This is a genomic window from 'Cynodon dactylon' phytoplasma (assembly GCF_009268075.1).
In the GTDB taxonomy this organism is placed as follows: domain Bacteria; phylum Bacillota_I; class Bacilli_A; order Acholeplasmatales; family Acholeplasmataceae; genus Phytoplasma; species Phytoplasma cynodontis.
Map to the genome: position 1 here is coordinate 62,122 of NZ_VWOH01000001.1, position 25,171 is coordinate 87,292.

Sequence of the window (25,171 nt, forward strand, 5' to 3'; positions counted from 1 at the left end):
TTATTTTTTTGGTTTTTTCTTATCTTCTTTAGCATGGCCACGAAAATTACGAGTAGAAGAAAATTCAGATAATTTATGACCTACCATATCTTCTGTTATAGAAGAAATAATATAATCTTTTCCGTTATAAACAGCTATTTTATGACCTATAAAATCAGGCAAAATAGTGCTTCTACGAGATCTTGTTTTAATAACTTTTTTTTTTTTACTTTGATTTTGTTTTATTATTTTAGATAATAAATTTTGGTCACAAAACGGTCCTTTTTTTACAGAACGAGACATTTTAATTATACCTCTTTTTTTTATTTATTTATTTTTTTTTACGATTTTTAATAATTAATTGACTATGAACTTTGCCGCTTTTACGTGTTTTAACACCACGAGCTTTTTTACCCCAAGGAGTCATAGGAGATTTTCTTCCGATAGGAGCACGACCTTCACCACCACCATGAGGATGATCATTAGGATTCATGGCAGAACCTCTTACTGTAGGTCGAAAAGATAAATAACGTGTTCTACCTGCTTTTCCGTTTCTGATTAATTTATAAGATTCGTTTCCGACAACTCCTATAGTTGCTTTGCAAACTCCTAAAATTTTTCTAATTTCTCCTGAAGGTAAACCAATAACAACATATTTGTCTTCTTTTTTAATAATCTGAACTGACATTCCCGCACTACGTGCTAATTGGCCACCTCTTCCGGGTTTTAATTCAATATTATGTATAAAAGTACCTACAGGAATATTTTTTAAAGGTAAAGCGTTTCCAACTTTAATATCAACTTTAGAACCAGAACAAATTTTATTTCCTACTTTTAATTCTTTTGGAGCTAAAATATATCTTTTTTCTCCATCTATATAATGAATCAAAGCAATATAACAATTACGATTTGGATCATACTCTATTGAAGCAACTTTTCCAATAATATCATCTTTATTTCTTTTAAAATCAATAATACGATACTTTTGTTTTGCTCCGCCTCCTCTATGTCTTACAGTTATTTTTCCTTGATTATTTCTTCCTCCAGTTTTTTTTTGAAAAACTAAAAGTTTTTTTTCAGGCTTAGAAGTAGTAATTTCATCAAAACTTTGTAAACGCATATTACGATGTCCGTTAGATGTAGGATTATATTTTTTTATAGACATTCAAATAGTAACACCTTTCTTTTTTTAAAAAAAAATTAAATTTTTAATTCTTTTTAATTCTTTTATTATTTCAAAAAAATAAAAATAATTAAAAAAATTTTATTGATCATTGAAAAATATCAATTTTTTGACCTGGAAATAATTTAACCATAGCTTTCTTATAAGAAGAAGTATAACCAATATATTTCCCTTTTCTCTTTAATTTAGGCAAAACATTAATAGTACGAACTTTTTGAACTTTTACTAAAAAAAATTTTTCTATAGCTTTTTTAATTTCTTTTGTATTAGTTTTTTTTTCAACATTAAAACTATATTCATTTTGAAATTCAATTTTTTTATTTGAAGTTTCAGTTATAATAACAGATTTAATCAATTTATAATAATTAGACATCATTTAAAAACCTCTTCAAAATATAAAATAGATTCTTTAGTCATAACAAGATAATTTGTATTCATTATTTGATAAACACTAACATGAGAAACACTTTCTAAAGTTACATTAGACAAATTATTAGTAGAACGTATTAAATTTTCATCTAATTCTTTAACTATAAATAAAATCTTTCCTTTTACATTTATATTATTTAAAAAAATTTGAAATTCTTTTGTTTTAAAACTTTCCATTTTAAAATCATCTATAATAATCAAATTTTTTCTTTTTGTTTGTATGGATAAAGCAGAATAAAAAGCAATCTTCTTTACTTTATCATTAATTTTAAAATCATAATTTCTAGGTTTTGGTCCAAAAACAACTCCACCACCTCTCCATAAAGGTGAACGTATAGAACCGTGACGAGCATTACCAGTTCCTTTTTGTTTCCAAGGTTTTCTACCTCCTCCAGAAACAGAAGACCTATTTTTAGTTGAATGCGTACCTTGACGCATTGCTGCTCTTTGTTTATTTATTACATCATAAAGTACTTGCTGATTAGGTTTTATTCCGAATATTTTTTCTAATAAAACTATTTTAGATAAAATTTTACCTTCTGGATTTAAAACATCATATTGAAGCATTTTGAGACTCCCTTATTTTTTGTTTTATAGCTGATTTAATAACAATAAAACTTTTTTTAGGACCTGGAATATTACCTTTAATTAAAAAAAGTTTATTTTTAACATCTACAGACACAATTTTTAAATTTTGAATAGTAACTTTGGAGTTACCCATTTGTCCAGGAAGTTTTTTGCCTTTTATATTTCCTTTTATAGGACCCATAGAACCTGGTCTTCTATGATATCTAGAACCATGTGTTTCAGGACCTCTTCTCTGATTATGTCTTTTAATACATCCAGAAAAACCCTTCCCCTTGCTAATACCAGTTATATCTACAATATCACCAGATTTAAAAAGATTATCAATTTCTAAATTTTGTCCTTCTTTTAAATTTAATAATTTGTTGTTACAATTATCACAAGAAGAAAAACTAATTTCTTTTATAAAGTATTTTGGAATTGATTTTGTTTTATCAAAATGACCTAAAAGAGGTTTAGTTAAAGATTTTAATCTTTTAGTTCCGAATCCTAACTGAGTAGCTAAATAACCATCTTTTTCTTTTTTTTTTTGTTGTAAAACGATATTATCAGCTACATCTATAATAGTCACAGGGATAGAATAACCTTTTTCATCAAATATCTGAGTCATACCGATTTTTTGACCTAAAATTCCTTTTTTTTCCAAAATTAAATATCTCCATTTTCATTAAAATTTAAATTATTTATTATTTTATGTATTTTTCTTATGTTTATTTATATTAATTAACAAAAATTTTAACCAAAAACTATTTTTTTAAAAAAATATTTACAGCAGAGGATAAATTAATATGTTTTAAAGCTTCAATTGTTTGAGCATTAGGGTTAATAATTTGTATTAAACGTTTATGAGTGAAACGCCCAAATTGTTCTCGACTGTCTTTATTAACAAAAGGAGAACGTAAAACAGTAAAAATTTCTCTTCTAGTTGGTAACGGAATAGGCCCTTTTACTTTAGCCCCTGTTTGTGATACAACATAAATAATTTTTTTAGCAGCTTGGTCAATTAAATGATAATCATATGTTTTCAAAAGGATTTTGAAAATTTCCTGTTCTTTAACCATTTTTGGATACCTTTCATTAAAATTAAATTTACTGAAATCAATCTATTGAAACATTAAAATTTAACAAAACAAAATAAAAATTATAAAAAAAAAGCATAATTTGTCTAAAATACTAAGTTCAATAATAAAGTAAATCAATATAAAATAAATTTACAATTTGCGTCTTATCTTAAAAAAATAGAAAATTTAATATTTTATACTTTTCTATTTATACTGTTGTTTTAAACTTAAATTAACTTTATTTTTTACTTTTAAAAATTAAAAAATTCTTTTAAAATTTTATTAAATTTTAAAACAAAAAAAAGTAATTTAAATTTAAAAAATAAGAAAAAAACAATTAAATATATATTCAAATATATTCTTAAGATAGAAAACAAGCAATTTTATTATATCTGAAAAATTATGCTATTGCAAATAAAATTAAATTTTGTAATAATGAAAAATATATATATAATAAAAATAAAAATAAATTAAAGATAACAAAAAAATATTATGAAAAAATAAAAAATTTATTTCAAATTTTATTTCAAATAATATTAATATATGCTTTATTTTAACAAAAACATAATAAAATGTTATATTCAATATTCAAAAAATTTTATATTTTTTCAACAACTCTTAACTTAGCAGATGAACTACGATAGTTTTCTAATATTTCTTCTTTACTAGGGTAAATAGGCTTTTTAGTAATTATAGATAATAAAGGTTGTGGTATATCTTTTTCTTTTATAGGTAATTTTGAATCAATCATAAATTTACTATTATTTTTAAAAAAATGTTTAACTAAACGATCTTCTAAAGAATTAAAAGAAATCACAACAATTCTACCTTTTTTATTTAATAACTCAAGGCTTTGAATTAAACCACTTTTTAAACAATTTAATTCTTGATTAACTTCTATTCTTAAAGCTTGAAAAATTCTTTTAGCGCTATGTCCTCTATTATTTTTGTATCTATATTTTTTATTATAAAATTGATCAGTAATAGAAACTAATTCAGAAGTATAATACAAAGGTCTTTTTTTAACAATTTCTTTAGCAATAGAATAAGATTTAGGCTCTTCACCATATAATAAAAAAATATCTTTTAATTGCTCTAAACTATAATTATTAATAATTTTAAAAGCAGTTTGAGATTGTTGTTTTTGATTCATTCTCATATCTAAAAAACCATTTTTTAAATAACTAAAACCTCTTTTAACATCATCTATTTGAAAAGAACATAATCCTAAATCAAAAATAATGCCATCAATAGAAAAAACATTTTTTTTATTTAATTCATTTTTTAAATTAGCAAAATTAGAATGAATTAAACAAATTTTATCATAATTATTATTAAATTTTTTTAAGCAATATTTTATTGATAAAATATCTTGATCAAAAGAGTACAAAAAACCATTTTTTAAATTTTGAATAATAGCATAACTATGCCCTCCACCTCCTAAAGTAGCATCTACATAAATACCTCTAGGATTTATATTAAGATACTTAATCACTTCTCTAGTCATTACAGAAATATGTTTAAATAACATTATTTTTTAAAACTTTCTTTTTACAAATATAATTATTTAAAAATAACTTCGAAATTATCATTGATAATTTCTAATAAAGCTTGACTTAAAACTTTTTGACTATCAATTTTATTATCATTTTCTAATTTAATAATATCTAGTTTTGTTTCTTCTATAATATGTGCTATTTTACTAGACAAATAAGCTAATTTATATTTAGAATCTATTTTTTTTAATAATTCATCAATAGAAGGAAAATTCAAACCTACGTTTTTATCTTTTAACATAATTTATTTTATTCAATCCTCTTCTTTTACAATTTTTTTTAAATAATAACTAATACTATTTTTAGTTTTAGAATGTTCAGCTATAATTATAGATATAATTTTATCAACAACATTTTCAACTTCATCATTTACCACTATATAATCATATTTAAAAGCAAATTTAAGCTCTTCATCAGCTTTGGCTAATCTTTGTTTTAAAATTTCCTCACTTTCTGTATTTCTTTTCTTAAGACGCTCATATAAATGTTTTTTAGAAGGAGGAGTTATAAAAATAAAAACACTTTTTTTGCCTAAATAATGATTTCTGATTTCTAAAGCTCCTTGAATATCTAGTTCTAAAATAATTTCTTTACCTTTATTTAAATATTCTATTATTGTTTTGTAAGGAGTTCCATAATAATTATTAAGAAATTTTTTATACTCTAAAAAGTAATTCTCTTTAATTTTTTTTTGAAAATATTCTTTTGTAACAAAAAAATAGTCTTTTCCCTCTTGTTCACCCTTTCTAGGTGATCTATCAGTTACAGAAACAGAATAAAAAAAATTATGACCTGGTCTCTTAAATAAAGATTTTCTAATTGTTCCCTTTCCAACTCCTGATGGACCTGAAATTATTATAATTAATCCTTTTTTATGACACTTCATATATATTTTAATATTCTTTCTTAAATTTATTAAATATTTATTTTTTTCTTTTTAATATTATTATTTCTTTAAATTTTTTTGTCTTTATTATTATGGCTACAGGTAACAAAATTAAATAATCTATCTTTAATATAAATAATCTTAACAATCTTTTTATTTTTTATAAAAAAACTAATTTTAGAATGATCCAATATTTTTTTTAAAATAGTATTTTTAGTTTCGTTTTTATCAACAAAAAAATCTATTTTAAATTTTCCATCAATTTGAACAATTATTTTTTTTTTATTTAAATTCAAATCAGATGATATAAAATTAGGTGGCTTTATTAAATTAAAAGATGGCCATTTTGAATAAACTAATTCTTCTTTATTAGATAAGAAAGAAGAATTTAATTCTTCTGTTATATGTGGAGCTATAGGATTTAATAACTGCAAAAACAACCTAATTTGATTTTTGCTTATTTTTTTTAATTTATAAACTCTATTAACAAAAATCATAAGTTGACTTATAACTTTATTAAATTTTAAATTTTCATAATAATGAGTTACTTTTTCAATAGTATGATTCAATTCATCATTTAAAGGTATGAATTCATCTGATGAAATTAAAAATAAATCAAAAATTTTATATATTCTATTTAAAAATCTCTGAATACCTTTTAAACCTTTTTCTGTCCAAGACTTATTTTCTTCTAAAGGGCCTAAAAACATAATATACATCCTTATGACATCCGCGCCGTATTTATCCAAAACTAAACTAGCGCTAATACTATTTTCTTTTGATTTACTCATTTTCAGATTATCTTCTCCTAAAATCATACCTTGATTTACTAATTTAAAAAAAGGTTCTTTAGTTGATACTAAATTCAAATCATACAAAAATTTGTGCCAAAAACGAGAATACAACAAATGGCCAACTGTATGTTCTCTTCCGCCAATATAAATATCTACAGGTAAAAAATAATCTAACATTTTCTTAGCTTCTGAATTGTTCAAAGGTATCATTCCTAAATAATTTTTTAAAATATAACCAATATAATACCAAGAACTACCTGCTACCTGAGGCATAGTATTAGAATCTCTTCTATATTTTTTCCCTTCTTTTTGAAAATATATCCAAGAAGTAATTTTTGATAAAGGAGATGTTCCATCTCCTGAAATTTCAATTTTTTCTATAAAAGGTAATTTCAAAGGTAAATTACTATCTTTTTCTAAATAAATATTATTTTGTTCATCATAAAAAACTGGAAAAGGTTCACCCCAATATCTTTGACGAGAAAAAATCCAATCATGAATTTGATAAGTAAAATAAACATAACCTTTATTTTTGTCTTTTGATAATTCAATTATTTTCTTTTCTGCTTCTTTAAAAATTAAACCATTTAAAAAAGAACTATTAATAAAAACAACATTTTCAAAATTATTTTTTTCAATATAATTTACTTTTTCTAATACAGACATATTTTTTTTATCAAAATTATCATCTGAAACAATATTAATAAATTCTAAGTTAAATTTTTTAGAAAATAAATAATCTCTTTTATCACAAGAAGGAACACACATAACAACTCCGGTGCCATAATGAATTAAAACATAATCAGAAATCCAAATAGGAATCTTTTTGTTATTAAAAGGGTGTAAAGCATAACTACCTGTAAAAATACCTGTTTTGTTTTGATTTTTTTGTTTTTCCAAATTAGTTTTTTTACGAACTTGTTCAAGATAAAAATTCACTTTAGAAATATTTTCTTCAGAAACTAAAAAATCAATTAAAGGATGTTCAGGTGCCAAAACTAAAGCATTAACTCCAAAAATAGTACTTGGTTTGGTAGTGAAAACTTCTATAAAATTATCATCTTTTTTATTATTTTCTAATAAAATAAAAAAATTAAAAATAAAACCTTCTTTTTTTCCTATCCATTTCTTTTGAATTTCTTTTATATCTTCTTTCCAATCTAAGAATTTTAAATCTTCTAAAAGTCTTTCAGCATATTTGGTAATTTTTAAAACCCATTGTTTCATTTTTTTTTTAATAACAGGAAAATTACCTCTTTCTGAAACAATACCTTCATGAGTTTGTATAATTTCATCATTAGCTAATACAGTTCCCAATTTTTCACAAAAATTAACTTCTACATCTTCTAAAAAAGCTAGTTTTTTTTCATAAAGTTTTTTAAAAATCCATTGTGTCCATTGATAAAAATAATCATCTGATGTTGCTAATTCTTTGGACCAATCTACACTTTTACCTAACAATTCTATTTGTTTTTTAAATTTAGAAATATTTTCATAAGTAAAATCACGAGGGTTTTTTCCTGTTTTCAATGCATATTGTTCTGCAGGCAAACCAAAAGAATCCCATCCAAAAGGATGTAATACATTATATCCTTGCATCCTCTTGAATCTACTAATAATATCGCTTGCAGTATATCCTACAATATGTCCTACATGTAACCCTTCGGAAGAAGGGTAAGGGAACATATCAAGACAATAAAATTTTTTTTTTTCAAAATCATAATTAACTTGAAACGTTTTTTTTTTTTTCCAATGTTCTTGCCATTTTAATTCTATTTTTTTAAAATCATAAAGTAACATAAAATAACCTACTTTTTAACAATTATTATTAAATTATAAAACTATAATTACTATATTCATGATATTTTATAAAAATATACAAATAAATAATAAATAGATAAAAAAATATTATAATAGTAATCAAAAAAATAAAAATATTTTTTTAATTAATTTGAAAAAAATAAACGAAATAAAAAATAAATCTAACATATTTTATTTTTTAGATATTTAAATTTAAAAAATTAAAACATTTTTTAAATAAAATATTTGTTATAATATTTTAGTAAATATTAAAAATAATTATTGTGTTAGTATTATTTTGTTATTTTTTTATCAAGAATAAAAGTTATATCTAAATAAAATTTTTTATATAATTTATAAAAAAATTATATAGAAGTAACAAGGAGTTTTTTAAAATGAATAATCAAAAAATTTTTAGAAAAAACAACTATATTATCGAAAGTATTAAAAAAAAATCTAAAGAATCTAAAATAAATAATTTAAAATTCGAAAATGACAAAATCTGTTCTTTTAAATCAATATCTTTAAAAACATTTATACTTTTTTGTTGTACTATTTTAAGTGTTTTAACTTCTTATACTATATTAACAGAATATATGATAGCTAATATAACGTCAATTAGTAAAATAAATATATTTATTAAAACAGTTTTTTTATCTTGTTTTTTAATAGAATTAATTTTGTTTTTCTTAAGTAACATAGTTTCTTTACAATATCAAAAAACAATAGCTATAAGTATAGCACTAACAGAAGGTATTACTTTAGGATTTTTCCTAAATTTATTAAAATTATATTATTCTAATTTTATGTATGGTATTGCATTTGCATTTATTTCAACAATTATGTTATTTATGATAGTTCATCTTCTATATACTAATAATATTATCACAGTAAATAATAAATTTAGAATGTTTTTCATTATTTCTTTATTAATTTTATTTATAACAAAATTATTGTTAAATTTAATATCTAGTTATAGCAATAACTCTCAAGATATGTTTATAAATGAACAGATATTTTTTATATTCTCTATATGTTTTTTAATTCTCGGTTGTATGAGTTTAGCTTTAGATTTTGATGATGCTAATTTTATAGTTTCTCAAAAAATTCATAAAGATAACGAATGGAGAGTAGCATTAGGGTTTCATATGAATCTTATTTATATTTTTATTCAATGTATTATACTTTTAATCAAATTAGGATTTTTCAAAAAAAAAGAATATTGAAAAAAATAAATAATATTCAATAAATAAATATTAAAAAAGATCTTTTTTAACAAAGATCTTTTTTTTTACAAAAAATGAAAAGAATTATTCAATAATTTTTAAAACGTGTCCAGCTCCAATAGTTCTGCCACCCTCACGAACAGAAAATTTAGTACCTACTTCAATAGCAACTGTTTTAATCAATTTTATTCTCACATTTATTAAATCTCCAGGTTGACCAAAAGGATTTTGAGCGCTTTCTCCGATAAATTCTTCAATTGAACCAGTAACATCAGTTGTTCTAAAATAAAATTGAGGTTTATAATTCGCATTAACTGGAGTTCTACGTCCTCCTTCTTTTTCTGTAAGAAGATAAATTTCAGATTCAAAAATAGAATATGCTTTTATTGAACCAGGTTTACACAAAATTTGACCGCGTTCAACACTTTCTTTCGGAATACCACGTAATAAAACTCCGATGTTATCACCCGCTATTGCAGTACCTAAATGTTGGTCGAATGTTTTCATACTAACTACAACTGATTTTTGAGATTCTTTGCCTAAACCAACTATTTCAACTTCATCATTAACACTTATTTGTCCTCTTTCGACACGTCCTGTAACTGTAGTGCCTCTACCTGAAATAGTCAAAACATTTTCTATAGGCATTAAAAAAGGTTGATTTATATCTCTTACTGGATCTTTAATATATGTATCTAATAAATGTATTAATTCTTCTATTTTTTTAGAATAAATTTTTTCACCTTTATAATCTGGTTCGGATTCTTCAATAGCCTTTAAAGCAGAACCAGTAACAATTGGAGTATTTTCATAATCAAAATTATATTTTTTAAGTAATTCTCTAACTTCTAATTCAATTAATTCTAAAATATCATCAGTAACATCAGAAAAATCACATTTATTGATAAAAACTATTAAACTAGGAACTCCTACTTGTTTCGCTAATAATAAATGTTCTGAAGTTTGAGGTTTAGGACCATCTTTACCAGAAACTACTAAAATAGCAGCATCCATTTGAGAAGCACCAGTAATCATGTTTTTAATATAATCAGCATGACCAGGACAATCAATATGTGCATAATGCCTTTTTTCTGTAGAATATTCTATATGAGCAGTATTAATAGTAATTCCCCTTTCTCTTTCTTCTTGATTACTATCTATTTCATCATATTTTTTTCTTTCAGCTAAACCTTTTGCGTGTAAAACAGTTGTGATTGCTGCTGTTAATGTAGTTTTTCCATGATCTACATGACCAATAGTACCTACATTAACATGAACTTTATCTCTTTTTAAATTTTCATTTTCATTAGCCATTATTATAAGGCCTCCTTTTTTTTTTAATTAAAAAAAATTTTTTTATTTTTTTTAAAATCTTTTTAAAATATTAAAAGATTTAGAATTTATGTTTTTTTAATAATATTAATACTACGTTCTTGAATAATACTATCCTGAATATTTTTAGGAGCTTTTTCATATTTTTTAAATTCCATACTAAAATTTGCTCTCCCTTGAGTATTAGAACGTAAAATAGTAGCATAACCAAACATTTCTGATAAAGGAACTAAAGCTTGAATAACAATTGCAACACTATCTTTATTTTCTTGTTTTTCTATCTTTCCTCTTCTAGACATTAAATCACCCATTACACTACCTAAATATTCATGTGGAGTTATTACTTCTAATTTCATAATAGGTTCTAAAACTGCAATGACACCTTTGTCTTTAGTAAAACTTAAAGCATTTTGAGTAGCTCTTTGAAAAGCATAATCATTAGAATCAACTAAATGAATTGAACCATCAAATAAAGTTGCTTTAAAATCAATCAAAGGATAACCAGCTACAACTCCTTGTGTAGAAATATCTTCTAAACATTTTCTTACAGTTTCAATAAAATTATGAGGAATAACACCTCCTACAATTTTATTAATAAATTCAAAACCTTTACCTTCGTTATTCGGTTCAAAAATAATTTTAACATGTCCATAATTACCGCTACCTCCAGTTTGACTTATATATTTTCCTTCTGTTTCTATTCTTTTAACAAAAGTTTCTCTATAAGAAACCTGAGGATTAGCAGTATTAATTTCTACTAAAAATTCACTTCTTAAACGACCTATGATAATATCAAGATGCAATTCACCCATACCAGCAATAATAGTTTGGTTTGTTTCTTCATTCGTATAAAACTTAAAAGTTGGATCTTCTTCTGCTAATTTTTTTAAAGCAGAAGTAATTTTACCTCTATCGCTTTTATTTTTAGGTTCGACTGCGATTTCTATTACCGGATCTGGAAAATTCATAGATTCTAAAATAATAAAATTATCTTCTAAAGTTAAAGTATCTCCAGTAATAGTTTCTTTTAAACCTATAACGGCTACAATATCACCAGTATAAACTTCTTTAATTTCAGTTCTTGTATTAGCATGCATTTGTAGTAAACGAGAAACACGTTCTTTAATAATTTGTTTTTTGGATGTATTATAAATATAAGAACCTATTTTAAGATGACCAGAATATACCCTTAAAAAAGTTAAACGACCAACAAAAGGATCTGACATAACTTTAAAAGCTAAAGCTACAAAAGGTTCTGAATCAGAAGGTTTTACAACTATTTCTTGTTGATTTTGATCAAAACCAATTATAGAAGATACTTCAATAGGAGAAGGTAGATAATCAATAATTGCATCTAAAATTTTTAAAATACCTTTATTTTTGAAAGAAGAACCACATAAAACAGGAAAAAAATTAATATCCAAAGTTGCTTTTCTTATTACTTTTTTTAAAATATCAGAGTTAATTTCCTTATTTTCTAAAACTAAATTCATTAAATTATCGTCAAAATCAGACAAAATTTCTATTAATTCTTGTCTCTTTAAATAAACTAATTCTTTCATTTCTTCTGGAATATCGATAAATTTTCCATTTTCATTAGGCGAACCATCATATTCAAAAGCAGTCATTTCTATTAAATCAATAATACCACGAAAATTATTTTCTTTTCCTATAGGTAATTGAATAGCAGCCACTTTTATTCCAAGCCTATTTTTTAAAGTTTCAATAGCATATTCAAAATTAGCTCCTATCTTATCCATCTTGTTTACAAATATAATTCTTGGTACTTTATATTCAGTCGCTTGTCTCCAAACAGTTTCTGTTTGTGGTTCTACTCCTGCTTGAGCATCAATAATAGCTATTGCACCATCTAAAACTCTTAAAGAACGAGAAACTTCTACTGTAAAATCAACATGTCCAGGAGTATCAATAATCTGAATTTTATTATCTTTCCAAAAAACGGTTGTAGCAGCAGAAGTAATAGTTATTCCTCTTTTTTTCTCCTGTTCCATCCAATCCATTTGAGAAGCCCCATCATGCGTTTCACCTATTTTATGTATTTTACCAGCATGAAATAAAATTCTTTCTGTTGTAGTGGTTTTACCAGCATCAATATGAGCCATAATACCTATATTACGCATTTTATCTAGACTAAATTGACGTCCCATATACTTCTTTTATCCCCTTTATATTAAATTTTAATTACCAACGATGATGTGCAAAAGCTTTATTAGCTTCTGCCATTTTATATGTATCTTCTTTTTTCTTAATAGTTAAACCAATACCATTAGAAGCATCAATTATTTCTTTAGCTAATTTTTCTTCCATACTTTTACCATTACGTTTTTGAGCATATTGTATTAACCATTTTAAACCTAAAGAATGACGTCTTTCAGGACGTACTTCTGAAGGTACCTGATAATTTTGACTCCCTATAGTACGTGTTCTAACTTCTAAAATAGGCATCGCATTACTTAAAGCTTTATTAAAAACATCTATAGGTTCTTTTTTTGTAATTTCTTTTATTTTATCAAAAGCTCTATATAAAATATTTCTAGCAACACTCTTTTTACCATCTTTCATAATAGTATTAATTATTTTGGTAACTAATTTAGAATTATACACTGGATCTGGCGATATATCTCTTTTATATATACGTTTCTTACGAGACATAATTTTACTTCACTTTCACTTTCTTATTTTTATATTTTAATATTATTTTTTTTTAAATTTATCGTTAGAATTTGTATTGTTAACTTTTTTAGCTCCATATTTTGAACGTCCTTGTTTTCTGTTTTGTACTCCAGTAGAATCTAAAGTACCTCTAACTATATGATATCTTACACCAGGCAAATCTTTTACCCTTCCTCCACGAACTAAAACTGTACTATGTTCTTGTAAAGAATGACCAATTCCCGGAATATAAGAAGTTATTTCAACACCATTACTTAAACGAACTCTAGCAAATTTTCTTAAAGCTGAATTAGGTTTTTTAGGAGTCATAGTAGAAACTTTAATACAAACTCCTGATTTTTGTGGAGAATTGTAATATACATTTCTTTTCTTTAAACTACTGAAGCTATATCTTAAAGCAGGAGACTTAATTTTAGAAACCTTAGAAATTCTTTTTTTTCTAATTAATTGTGAAATAGTAGGCATTCGATTCACCTTTCTTTTTTTTATTATATCAAAGCAAATTTTTATTATATCAAAGCAAATAAGATAATTTATTATAACTTTTTTTTATAAAAAAATCAATATTATCAAATTTCGAATCATTGTATTAATTTAAAAAATTTTAATTAAATTAATAACTATCAGAAATTTTATTTTTATCTTTAGGATATTTAAAAGATATAGTTTCTAAAATACCTGTTCCTGCAGGAATAAGACCTCCTACAATAACATTCTCTTTTAATCCATATAAATAATCTGTTTGACCTTTAATAGCTGCATCAATTAAAATCTTGGTTGTTTCTTGGAAAGAAGCAGCTGATAATAAAGAATCGCTTTTTAGAGAAGCTCTCGTTATACCTAACAAAATAGGGCGAGCCACAGCTAAAGTTTTTTTATTTTCAATCATTTTTAAATTTTCTTTACGAAAATCTTTTATTGAAACTTCTAAACCAGGCAATAAATTTGTATTACCTTCAAAAATAACTAAAACTTGTTTAAACATCTGGCGAATAATAATTTCAATATGCTTATCACTAATAGTAACGCTTTGAGATTGATAAACTTTTTGAACTTCTTCTAAAATATATTTCTGAGTTTCTTCAACGCTAGTAATTCTTAATAATTCTCTCAAATCGATAGAACCATTAGTTAATTTTTGTCCAGCTTTAATATTCATACCTTTAGAAACTAAAATTTCTGAATTGAATAAAGCATTATAAACAAATTCTTTTTTTGAATCTGTTTCAGATACAATAGTTATTTCATAAAATTGAGAATTAATATTTTTAATATCCTTAACAAAACCATTATATTCACTAATAATTGCTTTTCCTTTAGGTTTTCTAGCTTCAAATAATTCCTGAATTCTAGGTAACCCTTGAGTAATATCAGAAACAGCAAGAACACCTCCAGTATGAAAAGTTCTCATAGTTAATTGTGTTCCTGGTTCTCCAATAGACTGTGCAGCAATAACACCAACAGCTTCACCTATTTCAACATTTTTATTTGTAGCTAAATTTAAACCATAACATTTGGAACAAATACCATGATCAAAATTACAATTTAAAATGCTTCTAATTTTAACTTTTTTAATATCTAATTGAATAATTTTGCTTACGATATCTTTTGTAATTAATTCATTTTTTTTCAAAATAATTTCTTTATTTTTAGGATTAATAATATTTTCTGCTGCAAAACGACCAAAGATACGTTGAGATAACGAAACAATTTCTTTTTCATCTCTATAAATAGGTTCGATAAATATTCCTTTATCAGTATAACAATCTTCTTTTGTAATAATATTATCTTGAGCAACATCTACTAATCTACGTGTTAAATAACCAGATTCTGCAGTTTTTAAAGCTGTATCAGTAGAAACTTTACGAGCACCATGTGTTGAAATAAAAAATTCAGATACAGTTAATCCTTCTTTAAAAGAACTTTTAACAGGTATTTCTAAAATTTCTCCTTTTGGACTATTCATCAAACCTCTCATACCGGATAATTGAGAAAAATTGGAAGCATTTCCACGAGCTCCGCTATCACTTATCATAAATAAATGATTATTTTTATCAAATTCTTTCATTAAGCCTTCTTGAATTCTATCTCTAACATTTTTCCATTCTTGAATAACTAAATTTTTTTTCTCAGAAATAGTTAAAAAACCATTATCATACCATTGTTCTATTTCTGTTATTTTATCTTCTACTTCTGTTAATAACTCTTTTTTCTTTGAATAAACATTAATATCAAAATGAGAAATAGTAATGCCAGCTATTGTAGAATACTTAAAACCCAAATCTTTAATATTATCTAACATTTTAGAAGTTTCAGTAATATTACTCTTTTTAAAAACATGATCTATAATCATTGATAAAAATTTTTTTTTAAAAGGTTCTGTAATTGGTATATTAGGTAAAAAATCTTTAGGATTACCGTTTTTTGGAATAAAATAGATATCAGGAGTTTTTACTTCTAAATTAAATGTAGTTGGTTCTTGAATATAATTAAAATGAGAAGGTAAAATTTTATTAAAAATTAATTTTCCTAAAGTAGTAACTAAATACTTTTCTTTTTGTTCTTCAGTAAAATAAGAATCAATATTACAAACTTTAACTAAAATTCTAGTATGTAGTTCAATTTCTTTATTATAAAAAGATAATTCTGCTTCTTTTAAATCAAAAAATATTTTACCTTCATTTCTATTTGTATATTCTATTTGTTCGATATCTTTTTTTGTATTTTTAGAATCTGGAGCAATATAATATTTACTTTTTTCTATAGTTAAATAATAATTACCTAAAACCATATCTTGAGAAGGAGATAAAACAGGACTTCCATTTTTCGGATCTAAAATATTATGAGATACTAACATTAATAATCGTGCTTCAGCTTGAGCTTCGATAGATAAAGGTAAGTAAACTGCCATTTGATCTCCATCAAAATCAGCATTAAAAGCTGGAGTTACCAAAGGATGCAATCTTATTGCTTTTCCATCTATTAATTTTGGTTCAAAAGCTTGTATTCCTAAACGATGCAATGTAGGAGCTCTATTTAACAAAACCGGATGTTCTTTAACTACATCTTCTAAAATACTTAATACATACTCACTCATTTTTTCATATAAAGCAGTTGCGTTTTTTCTATCGATCCCTTTAACTTCTTGTAATTTATTTAAAATAAAAGGTTTAAACAAAATAAAAGCCATTTGTCTTGGTATTCCGCATTGATGTATTTTAAGATCCGGTCCTACAATAATAACTGATCTTCCTGAATAATCAACTCTTTTTCCTAAAAGATTTTGTCTAAAACGACCTTGTTTCCCTCTCAACATTTCTGACAAAGATTTTAAATTTTTATTTCTTTCTATATTAGAATTATTTTTTTTGCTTGTTTTAACATTATCAAATAAAGCGTCTACAGCCTCTTGAAGCATTCTTTTTTCATTTTTAATAATTAATCTTGGAGCTTTTTGTTTAATTTGTTTTTTTAAACGATTGTTACGATTAAGAATTCTTCTATATAAATCATTAATATCAGTAGTTGCAAAACGACCACCATCTAAAGGTACTATAGGTCTTAAATCTGCTGGTAACACAGGAATAACATCCATAACCATCCATTCAGGTTTATTATCGGATTGATTAAAAGACTCAATTATTTCTAACCTTTTAATAATATTATCTCTTTTTTGTTTCGATACTTTGTTTAAAAAAACTCTTAATTCCTTAATGATTAAGTCTAAATCTAGTTCTTCTAACATTTTTTTAATAGCTTCAGCACCAGTTAAAGCCACAAAACTATTTCCATAATGATCCAAATATTGGCCATACTGAATTTCACTTATTATTTGTTTTTTTTCTAAATTAGTTTTTCCAGGATTAAACACAATATAAGAAGCATAATAAACTATTTCTGATAATTCCTTAGCTTTTATACCTAACAAAATAGCTAATCTACTAGGAGAACTATTTAAATACCAAGTATGAACTATAGGAGATGCTAATTCAATATGACCCATTCTTTCTCTTCTAACTTTTTGCTCAGTAATTTCAACACCACACTTAGAACAAATTTGACCTTTTCTCAATGTTGTTTTTTTTGAACAAAAACATTGTAAATCCTTAACAGGTCCAAAAATCCTAGGACAAAAAAGACCACCTATTTCTGGCTTAGCAGTACGATAATTAATAGTTTCATAATTAACAATTTCTCCATAAGACCATTGTCTTATTTCATGAGGAGAAGCTAAACGAATTTTAAAATATTCATATTCACGGCTTCCATATTCTTTATTTTTGATTTGTTTTTGATTTGAATTAATAAGTTTATCTTTTTTGTCTTTAAATGAACTTTTTTTTTCATAAAATTTATTTTTGTTATTGTTATTAAATTTACAGTTATCTTGAACATTATAAAAATCCAAAATATTTTCTATTTGTTCTGCAAAAGCATTATCTTCAGAAACTATTTTTTTTAAAAAATTACTATTAAATTCTAAAATTGAATGTAAATCATTTATTTTATTTTTTTTTAAAATATTAACAAATTCTTTAGATAAATTTAAATTTTCTAAAGAAGAAGGTAAAAAAAATTTTTTCAAAATAGGAACAATATCTTCCAAAATTTCTTTATTTAATAAAGATTTCAAATTAGAAAGAGTGTAATAATTAAAATCTATTAACTTACTAATACCAATAGATTTCAAAACTTTTAAAGTTTTTTGTGAAGAAAAAAAATTTTCAATTTTAACATTTAAATTCATAATTTGAATTTGATTTACTCCTTATTATTCACTAAAGAATAATTCACTTTATTTTCCTTAGTATCTGATTTAATTAACTCAACATGTAAACCTAAAGATTGTAATTCTTTTGCAAAAACTCTAAAACTTTCTGGTATAGAAGGTTTAGGTAAAGGTAAACCATTAACTATTGCATTATAAGTTTTGTTACGACCAATTATATCATCACTTTTAACAGTTAGAAGTTCCTGCAAAGTATGTGCAGCACCATATCCATACAAACTCCAAACTTCCATTTCTCCAGTTCTTTGTCCTCCAGGTCCGCTATGACCTTGTCCACGTGTAGCTTGATTAGTTATTAAAGTATAAGGGCCTACATTTCTAGCATGTAATTTATCATCTACCATATGTGATAACTTAATCATATATATTATTCCTACTGAAATAGGATGATGAAAAGGTTCACCAGTTCTTCCATCATATAAAATACTTTTTCCATCTAAAGGTAAATCAGCTTCTTTCATAATATTATTCAAATCATCATTATTAACTCCATCAAATACAGGAGTTACAACTTTAATACCGATATTTTTAGCAGCAAGACCTAAATGCATTTCTAAAATTTGACCAATATTCATTCTGCTTGGAACTCCTAAAGGATTTAACATAATATCAATTGTAGTGCCATCAGACATATATGGCAAATCTTCTTGAGGCAAAATACGTGAAATAACACCTTTATTACCGTGTCTACCTGCTATTTTATCTCCTTCTTTTATTTTTCTTTTTTTTGCAATATAAACTCTAACACTTTCATTGATACCAGGAGTAGCTAAAACATCACCATTTTTAACAGAAAAATATTCTACATTTTGAACAATACCGTTTTCTCCAAAAGGAACTCTTAAAGAATTATCTTTATAATCACGAGCTTTTTCGCCAATAATAGTTTGAATTAATTTTTCGTATGGAGTAGGTTCGAAAACACCCTGAGGAACAATTTTACCTACTAAAATATCTCCTTCTTTAACTTCAGAACCTGGAATAATAATACCTCTATGATCTAAATTTTTAATAGCATCAGAACTTACATTAGGAACTTGTCTTGTAATTTCTTCTTTACCAGCACCTTTTTTTAGTTCTCTTATATTAATTTCATATTTATTTATATGAATAGAAGTATAAGCATCATTTTGTACTAGTTTTTCTGACATAATAATAGCATCTTCGTAATTATAACCATCCCAAGTCATGAAAGCAACTGTTAAATTTCTTCCTAGTGACAATTCTCCATTATTAGTAGCAGGACCATCAGCAATGATATCTCCCTTCTTTACATATTCATTTTTTTTAACAATAGGTTTATGTAAAATAAGAGTATTTTGATTTGATTTAAGAAAATTAGTTAATTCATAAGTTTTTTCATATCCTGATTCATCTTCTTTAATAATTATTTTTTGAGCATCTACATAAGATACAATACCATCTTTTTCTGCAATAACTAAACATCCAGAATCTTTAGCTATTCTATGTTCTACTCCTGTTCCTACAATAGGAGCTTCAGGAATCAAAAGCGGCAGAGCTTGACGTTGCATATTAGTACCCATTAATGCTCTTGAAGCATCATTATGTTCTAAAAAAGGAATAGAAGAAGTAGCAATAGATACTATTTGTTTAGGTGATACATCTATGTAATCTAATTGATCTTTATTAAATAATCCTGTTTCACCATTTTTTCGGGCAATTACTTTATTTTCTAAAAAAATATTATTTTCATCTAAAAGTGAATCTGCAGAAGCAATAATTTTACCTTCTTCTTCTGAAGAAGTTAAATATTCAAGTTGATTTAAAACTTTTGTAATACCATTTAATTGTGAAATTTTTAAAAAAGGTGTTTTAATAAAACCATATTGATCTACTTGAGCATAAGTAGCTAAAGAAGAAATCAAACCAATCGAAGGACCTTCAGGAGTTTCAATAGGACAAAGTCTTCCGTAATAAGAATTATGAACGTCTCTAACTTCAACACCAGCTCTATCGCGATCTATTCCACCATTTCCTAAAGCAGAAATTCTTCTTTTTTGAGTAAGCTCTGCTAAAGGATTAACTTGATCCATAAAATGAGATAAACGAGAACTACCAAAAAAAGTTTTAATTACTATTGATAATGAAGCAAAATTAACTAAACTACCAGGAGTAATAGAATCAAATTTACTTATAGACATTCTGTCCTTAATATTTTTTTCTGCTCTTGTTAAACCAATACGAAATTGATTTTTAATTAATTCCCCCACTAATCTTAATCTTCTATTTCCTAAATAATCAATATCATCTACTTTACCAATGTTCTGATAAAGATTTAAATAATAACTAATGCTTGCAATAATATCTGATAAAACAATACTTTCTTTCTTTTCTTCCTGATTATTACCAATAATTTTAATAAAATTTTTATTATTTTTGTCATCTAATAAATATACATCTAAGATTTCGCTTAAAACTATTTTATTTTCCGAATGTTTTTTTTTATTATTTTTTTTATTTGTAAAATGAGTAAAATATTTAATAACTTTTTCTTCTATATTTTCTTTATTCTTTTCTAAAATATTCATGACATCGTTATTTAACAAAGAATCTTTTTGAACTAACACTTCTCCAGTTTTAAGATCAAAAATATTTTCCTTAATATAAATATTTTCTTCATTATCTATTGTTTTTTTGTAAGTCCAAACTAATAAATTATCATCTAAATTTATTTTATTTTCTAAATTATCTTCTAAATTAATTAATTCTACTCTAAACAAATCGCGTTTATTCCTTAATTGATCAATAATGTCTTGAGTTAACAAAGTATCCTTAGGAAATAAAATTTTATTACTATTTTTATCTATTAAATCTTTAGCTAAAAAAGTATTTAATGCACGATCTAAAACATCCAGTTTTTTATTTAATTTGTATCTTCCAACAGAAGATAAATCATATTTTTTTCGATCAAATAATCTATTTCTAATAAATTCTCTTGAAGCATTTGCCGAAACTTTCTCGCCTTGATGTAGTTTAGAATATAGTTCTATAATAGCATCATTAGAATTAGAATCATCATCTTTTTCAAAACTTAAATTAAGAAGATTATTTTCTCCAAAAATTTTCTCAATATCTTGTCTATTATTAAAACCCAAAGCATGAATAAACTTAGTCAAAGGTATTTTTTTTGATCTGTCTAATTTAGCATATAAAACATCTTTATTGCTTTGTTCATATTCTATCCAAGCTCCTCTAGTCGGAATAATTTGTGCTTCAAAACGAATTTTATTAAATTTTAAATCAAATTTTTCAGTAAAATAAGCACCTGCTGAACGTATAATTTGTGATATCACAACTCTTTCTGTTCCGTTAATAATAAAAGTTCCAGAAGGAGTCATCAAAGGTAAATCTGTCATTAAAATACGACTTTTTTTAATCTCTCCTGTAAAAACATTTTCTAATCTTACATTAACAAACAACTCAGAACAATAACTAAAATCTCTTTTTTTAGCTTCTTTAACACTTAATTTTGGTTTTTCTAAAAAAAAGTCATCAAAATATAATTTTAAATCACCATTATAACTTTCAATAGGAGAAATATCTTCTAAAGATTCTTGAATACCTTTTTTTAAAAACAATTTGAAAGATTCAGTTTGGGTTTGAATTAGATTAGGTAATTCAATATCATAATTAATCTTAGAATAATTACGACGTTCTGTTTTGGTACCATATTTAACATTTTGATATTTTTTCATTATATCTGACTCCTAAATCTTTTTTTAAATAACAAAATAGTAAAAAAATAATTTTAAAATAATAAAAACCTAAGAGATTTTTATATTTTGTCCTTAGGTTTTTTTATAATATCGATATCTACTGAAAAAGTAACTTTTATTTTTATTCTTCTTTAAATTCTTCTAATTCTACAACAGCCCCTAATTTTTTGAATTGTTCTTTAATTTCATCAGCTTTTTCTTTTTCTAAGTTTTGTTTAATAATCGAATTAGCAGTCGTTACTAATTCTTTAGCTTCAAATAATCCTTTTTCAGTTATACTACGAACAAGTTGAATTATTGGTACTTTTTTGTCTGTTGTAACCTCTTTTAAAATAACATTAAATTTTTTATTTTCTACTTTATCTTCTTTTTGGTTTGAAGAATTTGATGAATTTACCATAATCGAAGATTCTATATTAAATTCTTTTTTTAAAGCATCTGTTAATTCTTTAATTTCTGATAAAGTCATTTTTTTTAAAGATTCTATAAAATCATTTTTATCTAATTTAGACATTTTAAGATTACCTTTCTTTTTTTTAAAAAATTAAAATTTAAAAATAAATAATTTATTAATATAATTTTATATTTTTTTAGATATCTGATCTAAAGTAAAAATTAAATCATTAATTGGATATAATATATTCATAATTAATGTAGATAATAATTCTTCTTTCGAAGGTAAAGTAGCTAAATTATAAATCATTTCTTGAGAATAAATTTTGTTATCTACAAAACCTGAAATAATCTTTAAAAATTTATTATTTTTTGCAAAATCAAATAAAATTTTTAAAGGTTGATTATCATCTTTATGACTTAGTAATAAAGCTTTAGAATCTTTTATTAAACTTTCTAACTTTTCTAAATCAGTTTGTTTAAAAGCTCTTTTTATTATATTATTAGAATATATTTTAATTTTGCTATCAAATTTTCTTAATTTGACTCTTAATTCTGTAAAATCTTGAACTGTCATTCCTTTATATTCAAATAAAAGAACTATTTTGGAATTGTTAATATCATTAACTAAATTTTCAACATGTTCTCTTTTTTGTTCGATAATATTCTGTGACATGAAAATTTTTTTATTTCCCTTCTATAAAAAAATTTTATTTCGTATTTAATTAAAATCCAAAATAATTTTTTTCTTCATATATTTTAATTTAAAATTGAGTATTTAAAAAATATTAAAAAAACTATAAAAAAGATACTTTCTTATTATCAATTGTTGTATGATCAATCTTAATTCCAGGAGCCATAGTTAAAGAAATATTCATTGATTTTATAAAATTACCTTTAACTGTCTTAGGTCTTATAGAAATTAAATTTTTATAGAAAAAAATTAAATTTTCTAATATTTTTTTATTATCAAAAGAACACTTTCCTAATACAACATGAATATTTCCGTTTTTATCTACTTTATATTCTATTCTTCCTTTTTTTATATCTTTAATTATTTGATTAATATTATCTGTAACAGTTCCTAATTTCGGATTAGGCATAAGACCTTTGGGCCCTAAAATTTTCCCTAATTTAGATATCATAGGCATCATTTCAGGAGTAGCGATCAATATATCAAAATCAGTCCAATTTTTAGAAATTTTTTCTAATAATTCTTTTTCTCCAAAATAATCAGCTCCATTTTCTTCTGCTTCTTTTAATTTAGCACCTTTAGCAATAACAGCTATTTTCCATTTTTTACCAATTCCTCGAGGTAAAATTAAAGAACCACGAATATTTTGTTCTGCTTTTTTTGGATCTAAATTTAAAGAACAATTACACTCTACAGTAGCATCAAATTTAGCTATATTAGTTTTTTTCATCAAATCTATAGCTTCAGTAACTTCATATAATTTTGTTGAATCTATTATTTTCATAACAGATAGATAATTTTTAGATCTTTTCATATAATTTTTAACAAAATAATAAACCTTTCGATAAATTTAATAAAAAAATAAATAACAAAAATAAAAAAATAAATAATTAATAAAATATAAAAAATTACTACTTTTCTATAATAATACCCATATTACGAGCGGTACCTTCGATAATTTTGCAAGCATCTTCTAAAGAATAAGAATTCAAATCAGGCATTTTTATTTTAGCTATTTCTTTAATTTGTTCATAATTTAAAGTAGCTATTTTGTTTTTAATAGAATCAGAAGATCCTTTTTCTACTTTAGCTGCTTTTTTTAAAAGATCACTAGCTGGAGGAGTTTTAATAACAAAACTGAAACTTTTATCAGTATAAACACTAATAACTACAGGAATCATATAACCTATTTTATCCTTAGTAGCCTCATTAAATTGACTACAAAACAAAGGTATATTCACTTGAGCTTGACCTAAAGCAGGACCAATAGGTGGAGCTGGATTTGCTTTTCCTGCCATAATTTGTAATTTTATATTTTTAAAAATCTTTTTAGACATTTTAACCTCTATTTTCAACCTATCATTATTATTAAAATTATTAAACAATATAATCAATTTTTTTCATTTTTAACAATTTAAAAGTTCTTTGAAATCATAAAAAGAAATTTCAATAGGAGTAGTTCTTCCGAATAAATCAATTTCTACTATTAACTTATTTTGATTATAATCTAAATAAGTCACTTTTCCTTTTTGTCCTGCAAAAGAACCATTAATAATTTCTACTTTTTTATTTATTAAATAATCATATTTTTTTTGTGTTTCTAAACCTATTTCCATTAAAATATGATCCATTTCATTTTTACTTACAGGAACAGGTCTTGAATCGCTACTACCTCTGATAGAACCTAAAAAATTAGTAACTTTAGGAATATTTCTTACAACAAACCAAGAATAATTAGTAACAATCATTTTAATAAAAACATAACCAGAAAACATTTTTTTTTCTTTCTCTTGTTTAGTACCATCAGCCTTTATTTTGAAATATTTTTTTTGAGGACAAATAGCATCAAAAATAAATTTAGAAATTTTAGTTTTACTATTAGTTAATTTTAACAAATCTTTTTTAACAGAATTTTCATATCCAGAATATGTTTGGATAATATACCATTTAGGTTCTTCTTGTTCTGCTTTTTTATCTAAATCTATTTCATCTTTATCGTCTTTTTTTTTGTTTATAAATTTATTCATCAAATT

The 25,171-nt window shown here is 24.1% G+C and carries 22 protein-coding genes; 1 reads left to right on the forward strand and 21 read right to left on the reverse strand.

The genetic code is table 11. The annotated features are described in order from the left end of the window. The 10 genes from rpsS to leuS form a co-directional block, all read right to left on the reverse strand. Nucleotides 1-282: a 30S ribosomal protein S19 gene (gene rpsS / locus F1741_RS00335; RefSeq protein WP_152309627.1), complete on the reverse strand. Its 282-nt coding sequence runs from the start codon at nt 280-282 to the stop codon at nt 1-3. A 28-nt stretch (nt 283-310) separates the two neighbouring features. Further along, a complete protein-coding gene (rplB, locus tag F1741_RS00340) occupies nt 311-1,144 on the reverse strand; it encodes a 50S ribosomal protein L2 (RefSeq protein WP_152309628.1) in 834 nt (277 codons plus the stop codon). A gap of 106 nt (nt 1,145-1,250) precedes the next feature. Continuing rightward, nucleotides 1,251-1,535, reverse strand: coding sequence for a 50S ribosomal protein L23 (gene rplW / locus F1741_RS00345; RefSeq protein ID WP_152309764.1), 285 nt, complete (start codon nt 1,533-1,535; stop codon nt 1,251-1,253). After that, a complete protein-coding gene (gene rplD, locus F1741_RS00350) occupies nt 1,535-2,158 on the reverse strand; it encodes a 50S ribosomal protein L4 (RefSeq protein WP_152309629.1) in 624 nt (207 codons plus the stop codon). Before rplD ends, rplW begins: the two co-directional genes overlap by 1 nt. Beyond that, the gene (rplC, locus tag F1741_RS00355) at nt 2,145-2,822 is read right to left on the reverse strand and encodes a 50S ribosomal protein L3 (protein ID WP_212380285.1); all 678 of its coding nucleotides are present in this window, start codon (nt 2,820-2,822) and stop codon (nt 2,145-2,147) included. The genes rplD and rplC overlap by 14 nt, the downstream gene beginning before the upstream one ends. A gap of 100 nt (nt 2,823-2,922) precedes the next feature. Beyond that, a complete protein-coding gene (gene rpsJ / locus F1741_RS00360; RefSeq protein ID WP_152309630.1) occupies nt 2,923-3,237 on the reverse strand; it encodes a 30S ribosomal protein S10 in 315 nt (104 codons plus the stop codon). Between the two features lie 598 nt (nt 3,238-3,835). Beyond that, nucleotides 3,836-4,768 (reverse strand): 16S rRNA (cytosine(1402)-N(4))-methyltransferase RsmH, encoded by a 933-nt coding sequence (rsmH, locus tag F1741_RS00365; RefSeq protein WP_152309631.1) that lies wholly within the window; start codon nt 4,766-4,768, stop codon nt 3,836-3,838. Nucleotides 4,769-4,800: 32 nt separating this feature from the next. Beyond that, nucleotides 4,801-5,034, reverse strand: coding sequence for a DNA-directed RNA polymerase subunit omega (gene rpoZ / locus F1741_RS00370; protein ID WP_152309632.1), 234 nt, complete (start codon nt 5,032-5,034; stop codon nt 4,801-4,803). A 12-nt stretch (nt 5,035-5,046) separates the two neighbouring features. Further along, nucleotides 5,047-5,679 (reverse strand): guanylate kinase, encoded by a 633-nt coding sequence (gene gmk / locus F1741_RS00375; protein WP_152309633.1) that lies wholly within the window; start codon nt 5,677-5,679, stop codon nt 5,047-5,049. 68 nt (nt 5,680-5,747) lie between these two features. After that, entirely contained in the window at nt 5,748-8,273 is a 2,526-nt protein-coding gene (gene leuS, locus F1741_RS00380; protein WP_152309634.1) for a leucine--tRNA ligase, read from the reverse strand. Nucleotides 8,274-8,668: 395 nt separating this feature from the next. On the opposite strand from leuS, the gene F1741_RS00385 reads away from it, so the two are divergent. After that, nucleotides 8,669-9,499 carry a Bax inhibitor-1/YccA family membrane protein gene (locus F1741_RS00385; protein ID WP_152309635.1) on the forward strand — a complete coding sequence of 277 codons (831 nt, stop codon included), beginning with the start codon at nt 8,669-8,671 and terminating at the stop codon, nt 9,497-9,499. A gap of 84 nt (nt 9,500-9,583) precedes the next feature. Here the strand turns inward: F1741_RS00385 and tuf are convergent, their stop codons facing one another. The 11 genes from tuf to nusG form a co-directional block, all read right to left on the reverse strand. Then, the gene (tuf, locus tag F1741_RS00390; RefSeq protein WP_152309636.1) at nt 9,584-10,813 is read right to left on the reverse strand and encodes an elongation factor Tu; all 1,230 of its coding nucleotides are present in this window, start codon (nt 10,811-10,813) and stop codon (nt 9,584-9,586) included. Between the two features lie 86 nt (nt 10,814-10,899). Further along, complete coding sequence (fusA, locus tag F1741_RS00395; RefSeq protein ID WP_152309637.1) at nt 10,900-12,999, reverse strand: elongation factor G; 2,100 nt, start codon at nt 12,997-12,999, stop codon at nt 10,900-10,902. Nucleotides 13,000-13,033: 34 nt separating this feature from the next. Beyond that, a complete protein-coding gene (rpsG, locus tag F1741_RS00400; RefSeq protein WP_152309638.1) occupies nt 13,034-13,504 on the reverse strand; it encodes a 30S ribosomal protein S7 in 471 nt (156 codons plus the stop codon). A gap of 42 nt (nt 13,505-13,546) precedes the next feature. Further along, nucleotides 13,547-13,990 carry a 30S ribosomal protein S12 gene (gene rpsL, locus F1741_RS00405; RefSeq protein WP_152309639.1) on the reverse strand — a complete coding sequence of 148 codons (444 nt, stop codon included), beginning with the start codon at nt 13,988-13,990 and terminating at the stop codon, nt 13,547-13,549. 148 nt (nt 13,991-14,138) lie between these two features. Next, on the reverse strand, nt 14,139-18,281 hold the full coding sequence (rpoC, locus tag F1741_RS00410; protein WP_425305176.1) for a DNA-directed RNA polymerase subunit beta': 4,143 nt from the start codon (nt 18,279-18,281) through the stop codon (nt 14,139-14,141). 5 nt (nt 18,282-18,286) lie between these two features. Further along, entirely contained in the window at nt 18,287-22,030 is a 3,744-nt protein-coding gene (locus F1741_RS00415; protein ID WP_193310867.1) for a DNA-directed RNA polymerase subunit beta, read from the reverse strand. Nucleotides 22,031-22,172: 142 nt separating this feature from the next. Next, the gene (rplL, locus tag F1741_RS00420; protein ID WP_152309641.1) at nt 22,173-22,565 is read right to left on the reverse strand and encodes a 50S ribosomal protein L7/L12; all 393 of its coding nucleotides are present in this window, start codon (nt 22,563-22,565) and stop codon (nt 22,173-22,175) included. 66 nt (nt 22,566-22,631) lie between these two features. Further along, nucleotides 22,632-23,120, reverse strand: a complete 489-nt coding sequence (rplJ, locus tag F1741_RS00425) for a 50S ribosomal protein L10 (protein WP_152309642.1) — start codon at nt 23,118-23,120, stop codon at nt 22,632-22,634. A 121-nt stretch (nt 23,121-23,241) separates the two neighbouring features. Further along, entirely contained in the window at nt 23,242-23,952 is a 711-nt protein-coding gene (gene rplA, locus F1741_RS00430) for a 50S ribosomal protein L1 (RefSeq protein ID WP_152309643.1), read from the reverse strand. 97 nt (nt 23,953-24,049) lie between these two features. Further along, complete coding sequence (rplK, locus tag F1741_RS00435; protein ID WP_152309644.1) at nt 24,050-24,475, reverse strand: 50S ribosomal protein L11; 426 nt, start codon at nt 24,473-24,475, stop codon at nt 24,050-24,052. Between the two features lie 69 nt (nt 24,476-24,544). After that, the gene (gene nusG / locus F1741_RS00440) at nt 24,545-25,165 is read right to left on the reverse strand and encodes a transcription termination/antitermination protein NusG (RefSeq protein ID WP_152309645.1); all 621 of its coding nucleotides are present in this window, start codon (nt 25,163-25,165) and stop codon (nt 24,545-24,547) included. Nucleotides 25,166-25,171: the final 6 nt, after the last annotated feature.

What these genes read in the sequence shown, in the direction of transcription:
- rpsS (WP_152309627.1), bottom strand. Translation starts at nt 282, where the DNA reads ATGTCTCGTTCTGTAAAAAAAGGACCGTTTTGTGACCAAAATTTATTA.
- rplB (WP_152309628.1), bottom strand. Translation starts at nt 1,144, where the DNA reads ATGTCTATAAAAAAATATAATCCTACATCTAACGGACATCGTAATATG.
- rplW (WP_152309764.1), bottom strand. Translation starts at nt 1,535, where the DNA reads ATGTCTAATTATTATAAATTGATTAAATCTGTTATTATAACTGAAACT.
- rplD (WP_152309629.1), bottom strand. Translation starts at nt 2,158, where the DNA reads ATGCTTCAATATGATGTTTTAAATCCAGAAGGTAAAATTTTATCTAAA.
- rpsJ (WP_152309630.1), bottom strand. Translation starts at nt 3,237, where the DNA reads ATGGTTAAAGAACAGGAAATTTTCAAAATCCTTTTGAAAACATATGAT.
- rsmH (WP_152309631.1), bottom strand. Translation starts at nt 4,768, where the DNA reads ATGTTATTTAAACATATTTCTGTAATGACTAGAGAAGTGATTAAGTAT.
- rpoZ (WP_152309632.1), bottom strand. Translation starts at nt 5,034, where the DNA reads ATGTTAAAAGATAAAAACGTAGGTTTGAATTTTCCTTCTATTGATGAA.
- gmk (WP_152309633.1), bottom strand. Translation starts at nt 5,679, where the DNA reads ATGAAGTGTCATAAAAAAGGATTAATTATAATAATTTCAGGTCCATCA.
- leuS (WP_152309634.1), bottom strand. Translation starts at nt 8,273, where the DNA reads ATGTTACTTTATGATTTTAAAAAAATAGAATTAAAATGGCAAGAACAT.
- F1741_RS00385 (WP_152309635.1), top strand. Translation starts at nt 8,669, where the DNA reads ATGAATAATCAAAAAATTTTTAGAAAAAACAACTATATTATCGAAAGT.
- tuf (WP_152309636.1), bottom strand. Translation starts at nt 10,813, where the DNA reads ATGGCTAATGAAAATGAAAATTTAAAAAGAGATAAAGTTCATGTTAAT.
- fusA (WP_152309637.1), bottom strand. Translation starts at nt 12,999, where the DNA reads ATGGGACGTCAATTTAGTCTAGATAAAATGCGTAATATAGGTATTATG.
- rpsG (WP_152309638.1), bottom strand. Translation starts at nt 13,504, where the DNA reads ATGTCTCGTAAGAAACGTATATATAAAAGAGATATATCGCCAGATCCA.
- rpsL (WP_152309639.1), bottom strand. Translation starts at nt 13,990, where the DNA reads ATGCCTACTATTTCACAATTAATTAGAAAAAAAAGAATTTCTAAGGTT.
- F1741_RS00415 (WP_193310867.1), bottom strand. Translation starts at nt 22,030, where the DNA reads ATGAAAAAATATCAAAATGTTAAATATGGTACCAAAACAGAACGTCGT.
- rplL (WP_152309641.1), bottom strand. Translation starts at nt 22,565, where the DNA reads ATGTCTAAATTAGATAAAAATGATTTTATAGAATCTTTAAAAAAAATG.
- rplJ (WP_152309642.1), bottom strand. Translation starts at nt 23,120, where the DNA reads ATGTCACAGAATATTATCGAACAAAAAAGAGAACATGTTGAAAATTTA.
- rplA (WP_152309643.1), bottom strand. Translation starts at nt 23,952, where the DNA reads ATGAAAAGATCTAAAAATTATCTATCTGTTATGAAAATAATAGATTCA.
- rplK (WP_152309644.1), bottom strand. Translation starts at nt 24,475, where the DNA reads ATGTCTAAAAAGATTTTTAAAAATATAAAATTACAAATTATGGCAGGA.
- nusG (WP_152309645.1), bottom strand. Translation starts at nt 25,165, where the DNA reads ATGAATAAATTTATAAACAAAAAAAAAGACGATAAAGATGAAATAGAT.